General features: G+C 70.6%; 15 protein-coding genes. 4 read left to right on the top strand and 11 right to left on the bottom strand.

The window, feature by feature from the left end; genetic code table 11:
* The first annotated feature begins 22 nt into the window (after positions 1 to 22).
* Positions 23 to 2,446, top strand: a complete 2,424-nt coding sequence (locus ACMTAK_RS05210; RefSeq protein WP_413805046.1) for a glycosyl hydrolase family 95 catalytic domain-containing protein — start codon at positions 23 to 25, stop codon at positions 2,444 to 2,446.
* Positions 2,443 to 3,645 carry an SGNH/GDSL hydrolase family protein gene (locus ACMTAK_RS05205; protein WP_413805045.1) on the top strand — a complete coding sequence of 401 codons (1,203 nt, stop codon included), beginning with the start codon at positions 2,443 to 2,445 and terminating at the stop codon, positions 3,643 to 3,645. Before ACMTAK_RS05210 ends, ACMTAK_RS05205 begins: the two co-directional genes overlap by 4 nt.
* Before the next feature lie 87 nt (positions 3,646 to 3,732).
* On the opposite strand, the gene ACMTAK_RS05200 is transcribed toward ACMTAK_RS05205, so the two are convergent.
* The 7 genes from ACMTAK_RS05200 to ACMTAK_RS05170 all read right to left on the bottom strand — a co-directional run bounded on the left by ACMTAK_RS05200 (position 3,733) and on the right by ACMTAK_RS05170 (position 10,573).
* The gene (locus ACMTAK_RS05200) at positions 3,733 to 4,890 is read right to left on the bottom strand and encodes an NAD(P)/FAD-dependent oxidoreductase (protein WP_413805044.1); all 1,158 of its coding nucleotides are present in this window, start codon (positions 4,888 to 4,890) and stop codon (positions 3,733 to 3,735) included.
* 23 nt (positions 4,891 to 4,913) lie between these two features.
* Positions 4,914 to 5,804: an ABC transporter permease gene (locus tag ACMTAK_RS05195; protein ID WP_413805043.1), complete on the bottom strand. Its 891-nt coding sequence runs from the start codon at positions 5,802 to 5,804 to the stop codon at positions 4,914 to 4,916.
* Entirely contained in the window at positions 5,801 to 6,724 is a 924-nt protein-coding gene (locus ACMTAK_RS05190) for an ABC transporter permease (protein WP_413805042.1), read from the bottom strand. The genes ACMTAK_RS05195 and ACMTAK_RS05190 overlap by 4 nt, the downstream gene beginning before the upstream one ends.
* Complete coding sequence (locus ACMTAK_RS05185; RefSeq protein WP_413805041.1) at positions 6,685 to 7,878, bottom strand: ABC transporter ATP-binding protein; 1,194 nt, start codon at positions 7,876 to 7,878, stop codon at positions 6,685 to 6,687. The genes ACMTAK_RS05190 and ACMTAK_RS05185 overlap by 40 nt, the downstream gene beginning before the upstream one ends.
* Complete coding sequence (locus ACMTAK_RS05180) at positions 7,875 to 8,915, bottom strand: ABC transporter substrate-binding protein (RefSeq protein ID WP_413805040.1); 1,041 nt, start codon at positions 8,913 to 8,915, stop codon at positions 7,875 to 7,877. The genes ACMTAK_RS05185 and ACMTAK_RS05180 overlap by 4 nt, the downstream gene beginning before the upstream one ends.
* 171 nt (positions 8,916 to 9,086) lie before the next feature.
* A complete protein-coding gene (locus ACMTAK_RS05175; RefSeq protein WP_413805039.1) occupies positions 9,087 to 9,812 on the bottom strand; it encodes a GntR family transcriptional regulator in 726 nt (241 codons plus the stop codon).
* 356 nt (positions 9,813 to 10,168) lie between these two features.
* Positions 10,169 to 10,573, bottom strand: a complete 405-nt coding sequence (locus ACMTAK_RS05170) for a DUF6924 domain-containing protein (RefSeq protein WP_413805038.1) — start codon at positions 10,571 to 10,573, stop codon at positions 10,169 to 10,171.
* Here ACMTAK_RS05170 and ACMTAK_RS05165 point away from each other — a divergent pair.
* Together ACMTAK_RS05165 and ACMTAK_RS05160 are read left to right on the top strand one after the other, a co-directional pair.
* A complete protein-coding gene (locus tag ACMTAK_RS05165) occupies positions 10,572 to 10,763 on the top strand; it encodes a hypothetical protein (protein WP_413805037.1) in 192 nt (63 codons plus the stop codon). The genes ACMTAK_RS05170 and ACMTAK_RS05165 overlap by 2 nt on opposite strands.
* Before the next feature lie 88 nt (positions 10,764 to 10,851).
* Positions 10,852 to 11,292 carry a DUF7919 family protein gene (locus ACMTAK_RS05160; RefSeq protein ID WP_413805036.1) on the top strand — a complete coding sequence of 147 codons (441 nt, stop codon included), beginning with the start codon at positions 10,852 to 10,854 and terminating at the stop codon, positions 11,290 to 11,292.
* 35 nt (positions 11,293 to 11,327) lie between these two features.
* Here the strand turns inward: ACMTAK_RS05160 and ACMTAK_RS05155 are convergent, their stop codons facing one another.
* From ACMTAK_RS05155 to ACMTAK_RS05140, 4 genes are all read right to left on the bottom strand, one after another.
* Positions 11,328 to 12,338 carry a Glu/Leu/Phe/Val dehydrogenase family protein gene (locus tag ACMTAK_RS05155; RefSeq protein ID WP_413805035.1) on the bottom strand — a complete coding sequence of 337 codons (1,011 nt, stop codon included), beginning with the start codon at positions 12,336 to 12,338 and terminating at the stop codon, positions 11,328 to 11,330.
* A gap of 64 nt (positions 12,339 to 12,402) precedes the next feature.
* On the bottom strand, positions 12,403 to 13,425 hold the full coding sequence (locus ACMTAK_RS05150; protein ID WP_413805034.1) for an MFS transporter: 1,023 nt from the start codon (positions 13,423 to 13,425) through the stop codon (positions 12,403 to 12,405).
* Between the two features lie 114 nt (positions 13,426 to 13,539).
* On the bottom strand, positions 13,540 to 13,809 hold the full coding sequence (locus tag ACMTAK_RS05145; protein ID WP_413805033.1) for a BBE domain-containing protein: 270 nt from the start codon (positions 13,807 to 13,809) through the stop codon (positions 13,540 to 13,542).
* A complete protein-coding gene (locus ACMTAK_RS05140) occupies positions 13,797 to 16,748 on the bottom strand; it encodes an AfsR/SARP family transcriptional regulator (protein WP_413805032.1) in 2,952 nt (983 codons plus the stop codon). Before ACMTAK_RS05140 ends, ACMTAK_RS05145 begins: the two co-directional genes overlap by 13 nt.
* Positions 16,749 to 16,902: the final 154 nt, after the last annotated feature.

The raw sequence follows: 16,902 nt of genomic DNA, 5'->3' as shown, positions 1-16,902 counted from the left end.
ATCTCAGACGCCTGGAGCCGCCATGAACCCCCGCCCGACCGACACCGGCAGAGACCCCGACGGAGAACTCAGCGGAGACTCCGGCACGGACCCCAACAGACGAACGGCGCTGTCCCTCGCGGCGACGGCCGGACTCACCCTGACCCTCGGCGCCCTGCCCGCCTTCACCGCCTCCGCCGCGCCCCGGCGCCCGGCCGACACCCCGCCGCTCACAGGCACCTCACATGACGAGCTGTGGTGGCGGGCCCCCGGCGACGAGGGGTCGCTGATCGAGCAGGGCCTGCCGGTCGGCAACGGCCGCCTCGGCGCCCTCGCGAGCAACGACCCCGGCCGCGAACTGCTGCTGATCACCGACGCCACGATGTGGACCGGCGGTCTCAACGACACCCTCGACGCCGATGGCCAATTCCCTTATGGACGCGGCGACTTCGGCTCGTTCACCCTGCTGGCCCGACTCACCGTGGACATCCCCGACCACGACCTGTCCGGCGTCAACGGCTACCGCCGCACCCTCGACCTCACGCAAGGGCTGGTCACCAGCTCCTACGTCCACTCGGGCGTCACCTACCGGCGCCAGATCTTCGCCAGCCACCCCGATGACGCGATCGTCCTGCACTTCACACAGAGCGGTGGCGGCCGCTACACCGGCAGCGTCACACTGGAGGGCACCCACGGCGAAAAGCCCGCGAGTGCCGAGTCGTTCGGCGCGTCCTTCCCCAACGGCCTGCGATACGGCGCGGCGGTCACGGCGTACGGCAGCGGCGGCCGGGTCCGTGTCAACGGCACTCGCGTCGACTTCTCCGGCTGCAAGGACCTCACGGTCGTGGTCAGCGGCGGCACCAACTACGCGCCCGACGCCGACCGAGGCTACCGCGACCCCACCCTCGACCCCGAGAAGCTGGCCCGTACGAAGGTGCTCGCCGCCGCCCGGCAGTCGGCGGACACTCTGCGGCGCACCCATATCGCCGACTACCGCCGCCTGTACGAGCGGTTCACCCTCTCGCTCGGCACCTCCACGGACGCCCAGCGCTCCCTGGACACCTGGGAGCGCCTTGTCGCACGCGCCCGGGACGGTGTGCCCGACCCCGAACTGGAGTCGGCCTACCTCCAGTTCAGCCGCTATCTGATGATCTCCGGCTCGCGCGACAGCCTCCCCCTGAACCTCCAGGGCCTGTGGCTGGACGGCAACGACCCGGACTGGATGGGCGACTACCACACCGACATCAACATCCAGATGAACTACTGGATGGCCGACCGCGCGGGCCTGTCCTCGTGCTTCGACGCCTTCGCCGACTACTGCCTGGCCCAGCTCCCGTCCTGGGCCAAGCTCACCCACGACCTCTTCAACGACCCGCGCAACCGCTACCGCAACTCCACAGAGAAGGTCGCCGGCTGGACCGTCGCCTTCTCCACCAACATCCATGGCGGAAGCGGCTGGTGGTGGCATCCCGCGAGCAACGCCTGGCTGAGCAACAGCCTGTACGAGCACTACGAGTACACCCAGTCGCGGGCGTATCTGGCGAAGATCTACCCGCTGCTCAAGGGCGCCTGCGAGTTCTGGGAGGCGCGGCTGCTCACCACGACCCTCCCGGGCACCTCCGGGGAGGTGCTGATCGACGACAAGGACTGGTCGCCAGAACACGGCCCGCAGGACGCCAAGGGCATCACCTACGCCCAGGAGCTGGTGTGGGCGCTGTTCGGCAACTTCGCCGCCGCGGCCGCCGAGCTGGGGAAGGACACCGCCTACGCGGACACGATCGCCTCGCTGCGGAAGAAGCTGTACCTGCCGGAGGTGAGCCCGAAGACCGGCTGGCTCCAGGAGTGGATGTCCCCCGAGAACCTCGGGGAGACCACCCACCGCCATCTGTCCCCGCTGATCGGCCTGTTCCCCGGCGACCGCATCCGCCCCGACGGCTCCACTCCCCAGGAGCTCGTGGACGGGGCCACCGCCCTGCTCACCGCGCGCGGCATGAACAGCTTCGGCTGGGCCAACGCCTGGCGGGCCGCGTGCTGGGCGCGGCTGAAGGACGCCGACACGGCATACCAGCTCGTGGCCAACAACCTCCGCCCCTCCACCGACGGCAGCAATGGCACCGCGTTCAACCTCTTCGACATCTACGAGGTGGAGAAGGGCCGTGGCATCTTCCAGATCGACGCCAACTTCGGCACCCCGGCGGCGATGAGCGAGATGCTGTTGTACTCGCGACCCGGCCACCTGGAACTGCTCCCCGCCCTGCCCGACGCCTGGGCCGCGTCCGGCTCGGTCACGGGACTGGCCGCGCGAGGCGGCTTCGTCGTCGATCTGCGCTGGCGGCAAGGGGTGCCGACGTCGGTCACGATCCGCAGCGTCGGCGGCCGGACGACGACGGTGGCCCATGGCTCCACCTCCCGCACGGTTCGCCTGGAGCCCGGCGGGTCCGTCACGCTGAAGGGGTTCGCCCGATGATGGCTCGCCGCGCCGCCATCGGTGGCCTCGGTGTCGTACTGCTCGCGGCCGTCGCGCTGCACGCCACACCCGCCGCGGCGGCGGGCGGACGACATGACGTCGTCACCTGGGCGGCGAGCGCGGATCGCGTAGGAGACGGGACACCGGACCGCGGCTACCGGATGGTCGTGCACACCAGTGTCGGCGGAAGCGATCTGCGCATCCGCCTCTCCAACGCCTTCGGCGACCGGCCGCTGACCCTCGACAGCTCTTACGTCGGCGTGCAGAAGTCGGGCGCCGAGCTGAAGCGGGGCAGCAACCGGCGGTTGACCTTCGGCGGCGGGCCCACCGTCACCATCCCGGCGGGCGAGGTGGTGCTCAGCGATGCCCTGCCCGGCAGCCTGCCCGCCGCCAGCAACCTGGTCGTCAGCCTCCACACCCCCGACGCGGCCGGTCCGGCGACGGGCCACGGGATGGCGATGCAGACGTCGTACACGACCCAGGGCGATCACACGGGGGAGGAGAGCGCCGCCCACTGGACGGATACCACCGGCTCCTGGTTCTACCTCGACGCCGCCACCGTCCGGACATCCGCCGCGACCGGTGCCGTGGCCGCGCTCGGCGACTCCATCACCGACGGCTGGCAGTCCACCACCGACCTCAACCGCCGCTGGCCCGACTACCTCGCGCGCCGACTGCGGCAGGCTGCCACCGACGTCAAGGGAGTGGCGAACGAGGGGATCTCGGGCAACAAGGTCCTCGCCGACGGTGCCGGGCAGAGCGCCCTGAACCGGCTCGACCGTGATGTCCTGTCCCTCCCGGGCGTGCGGACCGTGTTCCTCTTCGAGGGGGTCAACGACATCAAGGCGCACACCGGCGTCACCGCAGCGGACATGATCTCCGGATACCGCCGGATCATCGAGCGGGCGCACGCGGCCGGCATGTGCGTGGTCGGTGCCACCGTGGGGCCCTTCAAGGGCTGGAGCGAATGGGACGTGGCGGCGGAGGGGGTGCGCCAGGAGGTCAACGCCTTCGTCCGAAGCAGCGGTGAGTTCGACGCGGTGACCGACTTCGACCGCGCCCTGCGCAGCCCCTACGACCCCGAGCGCATCCTGCCGTTCTTCGACAACGGAGACCATCTGCACCCCAACGACAAGGGGATGCAGGCGCTGGCCGACGCCATCGACCTCACGGCACTCGACTGCGCAGACGGCCCCTGAGCCCCGTTCGACCCGCCGGGTCCGGTGTGCCGGGCCCGGCGGTCGGATGGCGCCTCATGACCCGGAGCATTGCTCCGGGCGCCCGTCTCACTGTTCGCCGGGGCGGCGGGCCGGAGGTGGCGGGGGCAGGACCGCGCCCGAGGTGAAGCGGCCGGGCCGGAAGTCCTTCAGCAGGGGGGACTCATTGCCGTGGAGCTCGTCCGCGACCAGGCGGCCGAGCAGCGGGGCCAGGGTGATGCCGCTGTGGGTCACCACCACATAGAACGGAACGCCGGTGGCGGGGAAGCCCGCCACCGTGAAGCCGTCGCCCGGCATGGCGCGCCGGCCGACCCGGACCTTCTCCACCACGGTGCCCTCGGCGCCGTTCAGCACCTCGGGCAGGCGGGCCAGCATGGCGGTGGCGATCTCGCCGTCGGGCGCGTACGGCTTGGCGGGGTCCGCCGTCGCGTCCAGGTCCAGGGCCTGGAGCAGCAGCCGACCGCCACCGTCCGGGCGGACGTTCAGCCGTGGGCCGGTCAACACGCGGGACAGCCGCGCGACCGCAGGTGCGGTGGTGGCGAGGAAGCCCACCGTGGCCGAGCCCGCGAGATCCGGGTCCGCCATGGGGACGTGCGCACCGGCCAGTTGGGCCACCTCTTGTGTCCACCGGCCCGCGCAGCTCACCACCGTGTCCGCCGGGTGGCGGTCTCCGTCGGCGCAGATCACCGTGGCTCCGGTCGGGCCGTGTTCGATCGCGGTCACCCTGGCGCCGCCGACCACCGTCGCGCCACGGTCCCTGGCTGCGCCCAGCAGCCGGGACAGCAGCAGCACGGGCAGGGTGTACGCCTCCTCGGGGAAGAAGGCGAACACAGCGTGGGACGGTGCCGGCGCGAGGTCCGGCTCCAGCTCCCGGGCCTGTTCCGCGGTGATCCACTCCACCGGATAGTCCCTGGCCCTCAGCCGCTCCACCCGCCCGGCCAGCACCTCCTTGTGCCGGTCCGTCACCGCCCACTCCAGGTTTCCGGCGGGAAAGAACCACGGCGCCCCGTCCCCGGCCAACTCGTAGTGTGCGCGGATACCGGCGTGGTTGAGCGCGAAGTACGGCTCCGGCTCCTTGTTCGCGCTGTTGATCCAGGCGAACGAGTTCGCGGTGGTGCCCGCTCCGGGGTGATCGGCCTCCAGCACGGTGACCCGGGCGCCACGCGCGGCCAGCTCCGCCGCCACGGCCGCGCCCACCACTCCGGCTCCGATGACCACAACTCGCACGGGAATCCTCCTTGGCACGAAGGTCAGTGCTCGGGGTCGGCCCCGAACAGATGCGCGACACCGACGACGCGCTCGATGATGACGACGGCCACCGCGGCGAAGAGCACCATCACGGTGCCGACGGCGGTCACGGTCGGGTCGTAGTTGTACTGGAGGTAGTTGAAGATCCGCACCGGCAGGGTCTGCATGTCCGTGGTCACCACGAACAACGCGATCGTCAGGTCGTCGAAGGACGTGATCAGGGCGAAGAACGCCCCCGCGATCAGCGGCCCGCGCACGGCGGGCAGCGTCACATGCCAGAACACCTGCGGCGCCCTCGCACCCAGCCCGGCGGCGGCCAGCTCCGCCGACCGGTCGAGCCCGGCGAGCCCGGCCAGCACCAGGCGCACGGTGTACGGGACGGTCAGCACCAGATGCGCCAGCAGCAGGGTGAGCGGGCTGGACGCCATGCCGAGCTGGGCGTACCACTGGAGCAGCCCGATGCCGAGCACGATCGTCGGCACGGCGAACGCACTCGAGAACAGCCTGTCCAGCACCGACTTCCCCGGGAACGGATAGCGGTGGATGGCCAGCCCGGCGGCGAGCCCGAGCGCCGTGGACACCACGGCCGCTCCCGCCGCCACGCCGATGCTGAGCAGGAACGAGTCCAGGAACTCGGGGCGGTTCAGCAGCTCCGCGTACCAGTGCAGGGTCAGCCCCTCGGGCGGGAAGGTGACGTAGCTGGTCGTGGTGAGCGAGGAGGCGATGGTCACCAGCACGGGCGCCAGCAGGAACAGGCCGACGAGCGCGGCGAACACGGCTCCGAGCAGGCGCCTCGCCCGCCCGCCCGCGCCCGCCGCGATCTGCTCGCCCGCGGCCTTGCTCGTTGCCGTCGCCGCTTCCGTTGACGTTCCAGTTTCCGCTGCCGTGGTCACGCGAACACCTCCTTGCCGCCACGCCCGCGCAGCAGCCGGGCGTACACGGCCGTCAGAATCGTCGTCACCACGATCAGGACGAAGCCGATCGCCGCCGCATACGGCCAGTTCAGATTGGACGTCGCCTCGGTGTAGACGAAGTACGGCATCAGCTTCACCGTGGGCCCGCCCAGGATCGCCGGGGTGACGAAGCTGGAGACGGTCAGGCTGAACACGATCAGCGAACCGGCCAGCATCCCCGGCAAGGACATCGGGACGGTGATCCGCCAGAAGCACGTCCAGCCGCTCGCCCCCAGGCCCTTGGCCGCCGGCGTGAGGGCCGGGTCGATCCGGTCCAGGCTGCCCATCAGTGGCAGCACCATGTACGCGAGCATCACATGCACCATGCCGATCACGACCGCGGTGTCGTTGTACAGCATCTTCGGCGCGTCCAGGCCCAGGGCGTGGAACCCGTCCGCGATCGGCCCCTTCGGACCGAGCAGCACCAGCCATCCGTACGCCCTGGTCACCATCGAGATGAGCAGTGGCGACAGCAGTACGAGGGAGAGGTAGTTGCGTGCCCTGGGGGAGCGGCCGCGCAGATAGACGGCGAACGGGTAGCCCACCACGAGGCAGCCGAGGGTGGTCAGCGCGCCGATCCACAAGGTGTGCCACAGCACATCCCGGTAGAAGGAGTCCCCGAGAAACCGCGTGTAGTTGTGCAGCGTGGGATCGCCCGTCTGGGTGCGGAAGCTGTTGTACACCAGCATGAACAGCGGTGCGACGAAGAGCAGGGCGAGTACCGCGATGGCGGGGGAGGCCAGCAGCAGACCGGTGCGCCACGGGCCGCGCTTCTTGACCGGCCTGGGAACCCCCGGCGTCGGCGCCGAGCCGTCGGGCCTCAGGGCCGTGCCGTCAGCGACGCGTGCTGCGGCTGCCATGCGCAGATCACCTCCTCGCCCAGTCCGGGCACCTCGGAACCGAACGGCAGCGTGGCCTCGATGCGTCCCGCGGCCGTGGCCACGACGCAGCGGACGCGGGTGCCGAGGAAACGGGTGGCCTCGACGGTGCCGGGAAGCCCCGGCTCCGCCGCCGTATTGTCAGGTGTGCTCGCCGAGCGGCCCTTCCCGGACACGGCTTCGGGTACGGCCAGCACCCGTACGGCCTCCGGCCGCACATAGAGCCGTACCGCCTCGCCGTCGTCCGGCGCGGTGCCCACCGGTGTCGCCGTGACGAGGTGGGTGTCACCGATCCGGCAGCGGTGCCCTTCGGCGGCCGCCCCCGCCGCGATCCCGTCGAGCACATTGACCTCGCCGACGAACTGCGCCACGAAGTCCGTGGCCGGACGCAGATACACGGTCTCGGGGACGTCCAGCTGATGGATCGCCCCCTCGGCCATCACCGCGATCCGGTCCGACACCGCGAGCGCCTCGTCCTGATCGTGGGTGACCAGGATCGTGGTGGTGCCCACCCGGCGCTGGAGGGCGGCGACCTCCTCGCGCAGACGCACCCTGAGCTGGGCGTCGAGGTTGGAGAACGGCTCGTCGAGCAGCAGCAGATCGGGCTCCACGATCAGCGCCCTGGCCAGGGCCGTGCGCTGGCGCTGCCCGCCGGAGAGCTGGCGCGGATAGCGCTCGCCCATGCCGTCGAGCCCCACCAGCTCCAGGGCCTCGGCCGCCCTGCGCCTGCGCCGGGCGGCGCCGACCTTGCGCATCCGCAGGCCGAACGCGATGTTCTCCGCCACCGTCATATGAGGGAAGAGGGCGTAGGACTGGAACACCATGCCCATGGCCCGCCGGTTCGCCGGGAGCCGGGTGATGTCGCGGCCGTCCACCTCCACCACGCCGGAGTCGGGCAGCAGATGGCCCGCCACCATGTTCAGCGTGGTGCTCTTGCCGCATCCCGACGGACCGAGCAGGGTGAGGAACTCCCCGGGCTCCATCGTCAGGTCGATGCCACGGACGACCTCCTTGCCGCCGAGGGCCTTGTGGATCCCCTTGAGGACCAGCCGCCCGCGGGTGCTCCCTGCCCGCGTGGCGGTGTCCGTCCCGGCCGGCGCGCTCTCCTTGCCCACGGTGTCCGTCCCCGCGGTCACTTGCTCTCCACCTGCTTGTTCCACTTGTCGGTCCAGGCGGAGCGGTTCTTGTTGATGGTCTTCCAGTCGAGCTTCAGCAGGGAGTCCACCTTGTCGGTGCTGACGACCTTGTTCTTCAGGGCGGGGTCCTCCTTGACGCCCTGGACCACCGAGCCGTCGTAGGTCGCCTTGGCCAGCGCCCGCTGGACGGACGGCTCCAGCAGATGCGCCACGAACTTCTGGGCCAGCACCTCATGCGGTGCCTTCTTGACCACGTTCGCCGTCGTCACCAGGCCGATCGCACCGTCCTTGGGGTAGACGAACTCGATGGGGAAGTCCTTCTCCGCCAGCGTCGAGGTGCGCGACACCCCCCACACCGAGGCGGCGGCCTGGCCCTGGAGGAAGTAGTTGGACACATCGGCGGTGGTGTCGAACGTCGCCGCGTTCTTGGCGATCTTCTTGACCGCCGTGAGACCAGGGTCGACATCCTTCTCCGAGCCGCCGTTCGCCTTGGACGCGCCGACCAGCAGCCCCACCCCGTAGGTGTTGGTGATCGAGGGGAGGACCACCTTGTCCTTCAGCTTGGGATTGGCCAGATCCTCCCAGGTGGTGGGCTTGGGGATGCCATGATCCTCGAACCACTCGGGGTTGTAGGCGATGCCCGTGGCCGTCAGCCCGAACCCCACCCCCGAGTCGTTCTCCATCCGGGCGATCTTCACCACGTCGTCCACCGGCACCACCTTGGTGTCGATCGACGCGAGCAACCCGGCCTCCAGCGCCTGCGCCTGGGGACCGTCGTCCACCAGCGCCACGTCGATCTGCGGATTGGCGCGCTGCGCCTTGAGCTTGGCGACGGTGTCGGTGGAGGAGCCGGGGATGTAGGTGACCTCGCAGCCGCAGCTCTTCTCGAACGCGGGCAGGACCGAGTCGCGGAACGCCGTCTCGAACGAGCCGCCGTAGCCGGCCACCACCAGGGCGCCCCCCTCGCCGCCACCGGCGGAGGGTTTGGGGGCGCCGCAGCCGGTGACGGCGACGGTGAGCGTGAGGGCACTGGTCACGGCACACAAGGCGGGCAGGGCTGATCGGGGGGATGGCATGGCTACCTCCTGCGATGAGGGATGGAAGTGCCGTTCCCGCGACCGGAGGAGGCGGGAGGGAAGGGCGAAACGAGGGGTGGCCGGAGGGAGAGAGGACGCGGGGAAACGGTTCGGCGGGGAGGCGAACAGGGGTCAGCGGCCTTGGAGAGAGGTCTCCACGTAGAAGCGGGATGTGTCGGTCGGCAGGATCATTTCGAGGTGTTCGACCACCTCGTCGTTCTCCGCCCAGGTAGTGCGCAGCCAGCGGAAGACCGCGGTACCCGGCTTCAGGCCGAAGAGCTCGGCGTGCTCCTCGTCCAGGTTGTACGGCTCCACATAGAGCCGCGAGCGTTGCAGTGGCACGCCGCGGTCGCGGAGATACATATGGCTCGTGATGGTGACCAGATCCTGGTCGAGCAGGTCGGGGGCGAATCGGAAGGGCAGGACGGCGAGCTCCGTGCCGGTCACGCGGCTGCCGTCGGGGCTCAGCTTGTGGCGATCGAGCTGTACGACGGCGTCGTTGTCGTCCAGGCCGGGCAGCCGCAGGGCCGCGCCGCCCGCGGGCAGGACCTTGGCGCTGATCACCCGGTGGTCGCCGTGGGCCTCGGGCCCGCTGGTCAGCACGCCCGCGGAGCGGAGCAGATTCTCCTCGTCGGTGGTCTGCGCCACGAACGTGCCGTGCCTGCGGTACCGGACGACCAGCCCGGCGTCCACGAGTTCGCGCAGGGCGCGCTGCACGGTGATCCGCGAGACACCGAACTGTTCTCCGAGCTCGGCCTCGGTGGGTACCCGGGTCCCGGGCTGCCACCGGCCGTCCCGGATCTTGCCCTCCAGCTCCCGGCGGATCTGCTCGTACAGCGGGAGGTCACGTTCGGCCATGCGAAGAGAGTGATCTCACCCAATTGATATGTCAATACGTTGGATGGATATGGCCCACGGCCGCGGTCCTGAGTCATCTGTGGCTCAGCGCGTGGGGCGCCGCCTTCGAACAGGGGAGTGCCCCGGAACACGCCGTCCGCGTCGACGGTTTCCTTGATCGCGAGTGGCCGGGCGGTGTTGCCGCCGTACACGTAGGGGGCCAGTGCCGGCCCGGTCATGGCGGCCACCGCACCGTTCCACAGCGCGGTGCCCGCCGCGTACTCGGGACCCCAGGTGATGACCCGATCGGCAGACAGCAGCCTCTTGAGTTCCGCTACCGCCCTCTGTCGAGTCTGGAGTCGACTGTCGATATGCGATCACATGCGGAGAATGCCGTCCGCGGTGAGTGACGCGTGATATGCGAATTCCCAGAAGTTCATATGCCCGATGGCCAGGTTCACGTGCATCAGATTGACTTCCGGGGGCAACAGCCGGAACTCGCGCGCGAGTTCCATGTCTCCGTCCTCCAACTCCTGGCTTCTGGTCGACACCGCGAGCAGGGTGTGCTCGCCCGTCATGGTGGCGGCATCGGCCAGGAACACGACCTCGAGCGCTGGTTCGGCGGCGGCAGCGGAGAGCACGTCATCCGGGCTCGCCCCGGTGAACGCACGGTTGTCGACCAGATAGGTGCGCACCGCGAACCCGTTGCGGTCGGGCCGATTGAGCAGGTCGACGACGGCCCGCCATGCTTCGTCGTCCGAATGGTCCGTGCGGACCGGCATGCCGGGTCCCATATGCTCGCTGACCGGTGCCCACGTCGAGCGGGCCCACGCGGTGCTTCCCCGGCATCACTCACAGTTAAATCAGGCAACCACCCCGCACCACCTCGCACTCGACTACGCGGTCCTGGTGCTGGCCGCGGCGGCCGGTATCACGGCGGCCTCCTCGCTGCTGGGACGGCTGGCGCGCTGACCCGCTCGGTGTGTGGAGCGCGCCGCGTCGTACAGTCGCCGGGGCAGCGGCCATCAGCGGTGCCCCACGAGTACGAGAGGAACACGCGGTGCGGTACGAGGACGGCTCCCCTTATGCCTCCACCCCCGGTATCGGGGTGCCCCAGGGGGTCCAGGCGGTCAATGTCGGATGGCTGGAGCGGCAGGAGGAGTTTCCCCGCGGTGAGGTGCCGACGGAATTCGTCCACGCGCTCGCGGTCCTCTGCCGGGACAACTCCACCAACCGTACGCGGGGTTGGCAGAGCTGCACCCTCCCGCACCCGGAGGGAAAGCCGCCCTACCCCGTCGTGGTGAACGTCGACGGCACCGAGGTCACCCTCGGCAGCGCCGAGATCAGACTCCTGGCCCGCGACGGCCGATGGCTCATCGCCCCCAATCTCGTCCTCCACTATGTGGCCGCCCACGGCTACCTCCCGCCACAGGAGTTCATCGAGGCGGTGACGGCAAGGCGGGCGATCCCGGAACCGCCCTCCGGAATGCCGCGGTTCTAGCCATCGCCGGCCGCCGGGTCCGTCCGCGCGGCGCGTCACGGGCGCAGTCGTGCCCGGGCGAGTTCGGTGGCGGCGTCCGCGGTGGTTACGCCCGTGCGCCGGGAGCGGTCGATCACCTCGGCCACGCGGACACCGATGTGACGGACGCGTGCCTCGGCGTGTGCGCTGTCGTGGCCGAGGAGCTGCTCCTCCAGGAGGATCAGGCCGCCGGCGTTCACGCAGAAATCGGGTGCGTAGAGGATTCCGCGCGCCTGAGGCATGGCGGCGTGAGCGGGCGTGGCCAGCACGTTGTTGGCGCCACCGGCGATGATGCGGCAGTCCAGCCGCGGCAGCGTCTCGTCGGTCACGACGCTGCCCAGCGCGCAGGGCGCCAGCACATCGCATGCGACGGTCGGCGCCGCCTCCGGTGCGACGACCCGAGCGCCGTGCCGCGCCGCGACGGCGTCCGCCCGGCGGGGGTCGGTGTCCGCCACGATCAACTCCGCGGCCTCCACGGCCAGCAGATCGGCCAGGGCCGATCCCACATTGCCCACTCCCTGGACGCAGACCCGCACCCCGGCCAGGTCGCCGTCACCACCGGAGGCGCGCAGACAGGCACGGATTCCCTCCAGCACCCCCAGCGCCGTCAGGGGAGAGGGATCCCCGGCCGCGCACACCGGCGAGGTCTCCTGCCCGATCACACGGATGTCGGCCTGCGTGGTGCCGATGTCGTTGACCGGGATGAACCGCCCCTCGAAGGCCGCGAGGGCACGGCCGTGTGCCCGCAGCAGCCCCTCGTTCTTGTGGCGCGCCGGGTCGCCGATCATGATGCTCCAGCCCCCGCCCAGTCTCAGCCCGGCGGCCGCGGCCTTGAGCGTCATGGCCTCTGCCAGGCGCAGGCCGTCCGCCACGGCGGCGCCTTCGCCGGGATACGGATGCATCCGCACTCCGCCCAGGGCCGGGCCGAGCGTCGTGTCGTGGATCACGACGACCGACTGGAGCCCGGTTTCCTCATCGCGGCAGACCGCGACCTGATCGAAGCCATCGGCATGGATCGGTGTCATCATGTCCGGCATTCTCACCGGCGGCACCGACAGGCGGCCGACGTCCCGGCTCCTCGCCTGTCGGTGTCTATCCGCGGCTGTCGGCTTCGGTGGGGGCCGGGTGGTTGACGCGTCGCCGCATCGCGGGGAGGTGGTTGGTGAGCAGGGCGATGCCGAGCATGTTGACCGTGGCGAGGGCTGCCAACGGGATCCAGGCGGCGGCCGGTCCATGGGCGAGAAGTGTGGTCGTGAGGGCGGGTGTGACGACGTCGCCGATGCTGAAGGCCATTTGGGAGAGCGAGTTGCATCGGCCGCGACTCGCCGCCGTGGCACAGTCGTTGACGATGGGGGACATGATCAGGCTCTGGATGAGTTCGCCGAGGGTCACCAGGACGACCGCGGCGAGAGCGAGGCCGACGCCGAATGCCGACGGCACGTACGCGCAGCAGAGCACCGCCAGGAACGCACAGCCGACGATGGCCTGCGAGGCCATGAGGCTGCCGCTTCGGCTGCGTCCCGTGATGGCGGCGCCGACGGGCGTGGCGCCCGCCGCGCCGAGTACGGCGTTGACCGCGAGGACGGTGCCGGGCATCCACGGCGGCAGGTGCACCGTGTCGACCAGGAAGACGGGAACGCCGAGGCCGAAGGCGAGTGAGAGCAGGGCGAGGCCGAAGTTGAGCACGACGAAGCCGAGGAAGGGCCGGTCGCGGAGGGCGCTCGCCCAGCCGCTCGTGGATGCGTGTGCTGAGGGGGCGTGGCGTTCTGGTGTGGCGTTGACAGACACGGCGTGAGTGTCGCCTGAGGTGTCCAGATGACCGAAGGAGTCCACCAAGAGGTAGTTGAAGAACCCGACCGCCTGGGTGAGGTTGGAGACCACCACCGTGTTCCGCGCGCCGAACCGGTCGCAGAACATCCCGGCACCAGGTGTCGCCGGAATGCGCACCAACGCCGCGATGGACAAGGCCAGTCCGACCCTGCCGAGGGTCAGGTCGGTCGTCGCGGTGAAGTAGAGGATGGAGAACGGCAGGAAGAGGCCGGTGCCCAGGGCATCGATGGACAGCGCGGAAAACAGTCGGCGGTGGCCACGAGCGTCGGGGAGCCATGCGCGCACCGCGAAACCCTTCGGGACGTCCCAGCCGCACCACGGTTCATGCGACCCCGCCCCGAAAAGGGGAAGATGAGCAACGTATGAAGGCCCCGATCGGCTGTCAAGCCCCGCGAGACGTCAGGTGCCGACCGCCTGTGGGTAGCTGAAGAAGTTGGTCGGGTCGTACTCACGGTTCACCCGGACCAGCCGGTCGTAGTTCGCACCGAACGCCGTCGCGTCGGGCGGCACTTGGTTGACCTCGCACTCCGTCACATCGGGTGGTGGCGTGGCGGCGGCGGGCGGTGACTGCGAAGCCACCATCTCCGTGCCCAGGACACCGACCGTGCCTGCCCGCAAAACAGAGCTCAGCCGCTCGGGGGCCGCCTGCCGCACGATCAGGGGCTCCACCAGACCCAGGACATCTCGGCCTTGCGGCGGCATGCGCGGGCCCTGTCCGGCTGCCCCAGTTGCTCCAACGCCTGGCCCAGCACGCTCAGGATCGACCCGCGGCGCCACTTGTTGCCGATGGAGCCGAGAGCCAGTGCCTGCTCGGCATGTGTGGCCGCCTCGGCCGGGTGGTTCGACGCGAGGTACACCTCGGCCAGCCGGGCGTGGGTGGATCCCTCCCAGAGCCGTTGCCGGTGGTCGCGGAAGGTGCTGAGCGCCTCCAGCAGTTCGCCCACTGCCGCGGCATGCCGTCCTGCCCGGTGCAGAGCGACTCCCAGGGAGAGTTGGCCATTGGCGATGCGCCAGGTGCTGCCCAGGCTCCGCCGGAGGTCGACTCCCCGCGCGGCGAGGTCGACGGCGCTGTCGGCCCGGCCCGTGGCGGCGTGTACCCGGGAGAGATTGGACAACACACTGGCCACACAGGCGAGGTTGTCGTCGGCCCGGAAGCCACGCAGTGCCTCGCGGAGATGTGCTTCCGCGTCCTCGTAGCGCTGCTGGTAGATCGCCACGACGCCACGTACGTTCAACGCGTGGCAGGCGGCGGTCGGATCTCCCGCGGCAGTCGCGAGCAGGCCCGCGCGGCGGGCCTCGTCGTCGGCCTGCTGCTGGCCCCTGGTGACGGGGAACATCCCCGCCAGCGCCAGGCGGGCCCGGCCCTCCGCGGCCGTGTCCCCGGCGATGTGGGCGGCATTGCCCACCGAACGGGCCGCCGCCTCGTACTGGAGATAGTGCGTACCGGACTCGACCAGGTCCCGGGTGACCAGGAGGAGGTCCGCCGCGCGGCGGACGGCGCCTCTCTCCAGGGACTTGGCGCCCTGCTGGGCGCAGGTGAGGAGGCAGTCCGCTTCGCTGAGGAGCCAGTCCAGCGCGGTGCGGGCGTCGGGGAAGTCCTGCCCGGGGTGGTCCGTGGATATCAGCTGGTCGACGAGGCGGTCTCCCGGTCGTCCCATGGCGTACACGCGTGCCGCCGAGGCCACGTAGAAGTCCTGCATGCGCGCTATCGCGACCGCGCGGCCTGCCGGTGGTTCATCCCGTTCGGCGCGGTCGCGCGCGTAGATGCGCACGAGGTCGTGGTGGCGGTAGCGGCCGGGCTCGGGCGAATGCAGCAGGCTGGTGTCGACGAGTGACTCGAGTAATCGCTCGGCCTCTTGCGTGGTGACGCCGAGGATGGCCGCGGCCGCGGCCAGGGAGATGTCCGGTCCGTAGGTGAGCGCGAGCAGCCGGAAGGCCCGTGCCTGCGGGGGTCCCAACTGCGTGTATCCGAACTCGAAGCTCGTCTTGACGGCCAGGTCCCCGGCCCGCAGTTCGTGCAGGCGGCGGTGGGCGTCGGCCAGGCGGTCGGTCAGGTTGCGCACGGTCCAGGCGGGGCGGGTCGTCAGCCGGGCGGCGGCGATCCTGATGGCCAGGGGCAGATAGCCGCAGGCAGCCACGGCCTTGCGGCAGGCGTGGGGCTCGGCCGCGGCCCGCTCGTCGCCGATGATGCGGGTGAACAGGGCCAGCGCCTCGGGCCGGTCCATGATGCTGAGGTCGACCACACGGGCGCCGTCGAGCCCGGCCATCGGGGTGCGGCTGGTGATCAGCGCGGCGCAGTTCGGAGAGCCGGGCAGCAGCGGGCGCACCTGTGCCGTGTCGTGGGCGTTGTCCAGCAGGACCAGCACCCGGCGGTCGGCCAGGACCGAGCGGTACAGCGCCGCCCGCTCGGGCAGCCCCTCAGGGATCTCCGCGGGCGGGGTGCCCAGCGCACGGAGGAAGGTGCCCAGTACGGCCGCGGGGTCGGCGGGCTGGGCGTTGTGGCCGATGAGATCGACGAACAGCTGCCCGTCGGGGAACCGCTCCCGGACCGCCTGCGCGACGCATACGGCCAGGGCCGTCTTGCCCACCCCGCCGAGCCCCTGCACCACGGAGATCGTCATCACCGTCCCCTGGGCGGGCCGCAGCCGCTTCCGCAAGGTGTCCATGACGGCGGTGCGTCCGGTGAAATCGGCGATTTTCGCCGGGAGTTGTGCCGGACGTGGCGCGGGTGTGGCGGTGAGGGCGGCTTTGGTCCCGGCCGGGAGCCTTCGTGGCCCGGCGAGTGTGGGGTCGGCGCGCAGGATGCGCTGATGGAGCCGGGCGAGTTCCGCGCTGGGCGCCACGCCGAGTTCCTCGGACAGGACGCGGCGGGTGTCGGTGTACACACCCAGCGCCTCCGCCTGCCGGCCGCTCCGGTAGAGCGCCGTCATCAGCAGCGTGCGCAACCGCTCCCGCAGCGGGTGCTCCGCGGTCAGCGCGGTCAGCTCCGAGACCGCGTCGGTGTGCGGGCCCAGTTCCAGGTCGAGCTCGAGGCGCGCCTCCAGCAGGGACAGCCGCCACTGCTCCAGACGGGCGCACTGGGCCTCGGCGTACGGACCGGGAACTCCGGCCAACGGCCGCCCCTCCCACAGCTCCACCGCCATGTGCAGCAGCTTTCGCGCGCCGGTCAACTCCCCTTCCGTCCGGGCACGTTTCGCTCGTGCCTCGTAGTCCTCGCACACCGCGAGGTCCAGCGCCCCGGGCCGTATTCGCAGCGCGTACCCTCCCGCCTCCGACACCAGTACACCGGGCCCCAGCGCTCGGCGAAGGCGGAAGGCGTGGGTGCGTAAGCTGGCGATCGCCTGAGGTGGCGGGGTGTCTCCCCACACCCCGTCGACCAGCTCGCTCGCGGTGGCGGTCCGTCCGCGCAGCAGGAGCACACACAACACGGCGCGCTCCAGCGGCCTGAGGACCGGGAGCCCCTGCTCACCACGCCAGATGCGAACGGGCCCCAGCACGGCGAACCGCAGCGCCGAGCCCGCGTCACCGGATGGCGATGTGCCGCGGTGCCGCTGGGGGAGGGGGAAACCGAGGTGTTCCAGCGATGCGCCGAACATGTCCTCCAGCACGCGTTGGCTCGATGGTCCCGGGTACGGTGGATCAGGCTCACGCCATCGGTGGAATTGCCGGGCCGATACCTGCTCCGGCTCTCCCAGACGGGCGGCGACATTGGCGTAGACCGCCAGAAACACCGCGGGGTGACTCCACTGACGCTCTTCGCAC

The organism is Streptomyces lacaronensis (genome assembly GCF_047337785.1).
Lineage (GTDB): Bacteria > Actinomycetota > Actinomycetes > Streptomycetales > Streptomycetaceae > Streptomyces > Streptomyces lycopersici.
The sequence above is the reverse complement of the archived record's forward strand: the minus strand, read 5'-3'. Positions and strand labels throughout refer to the sequence as shown.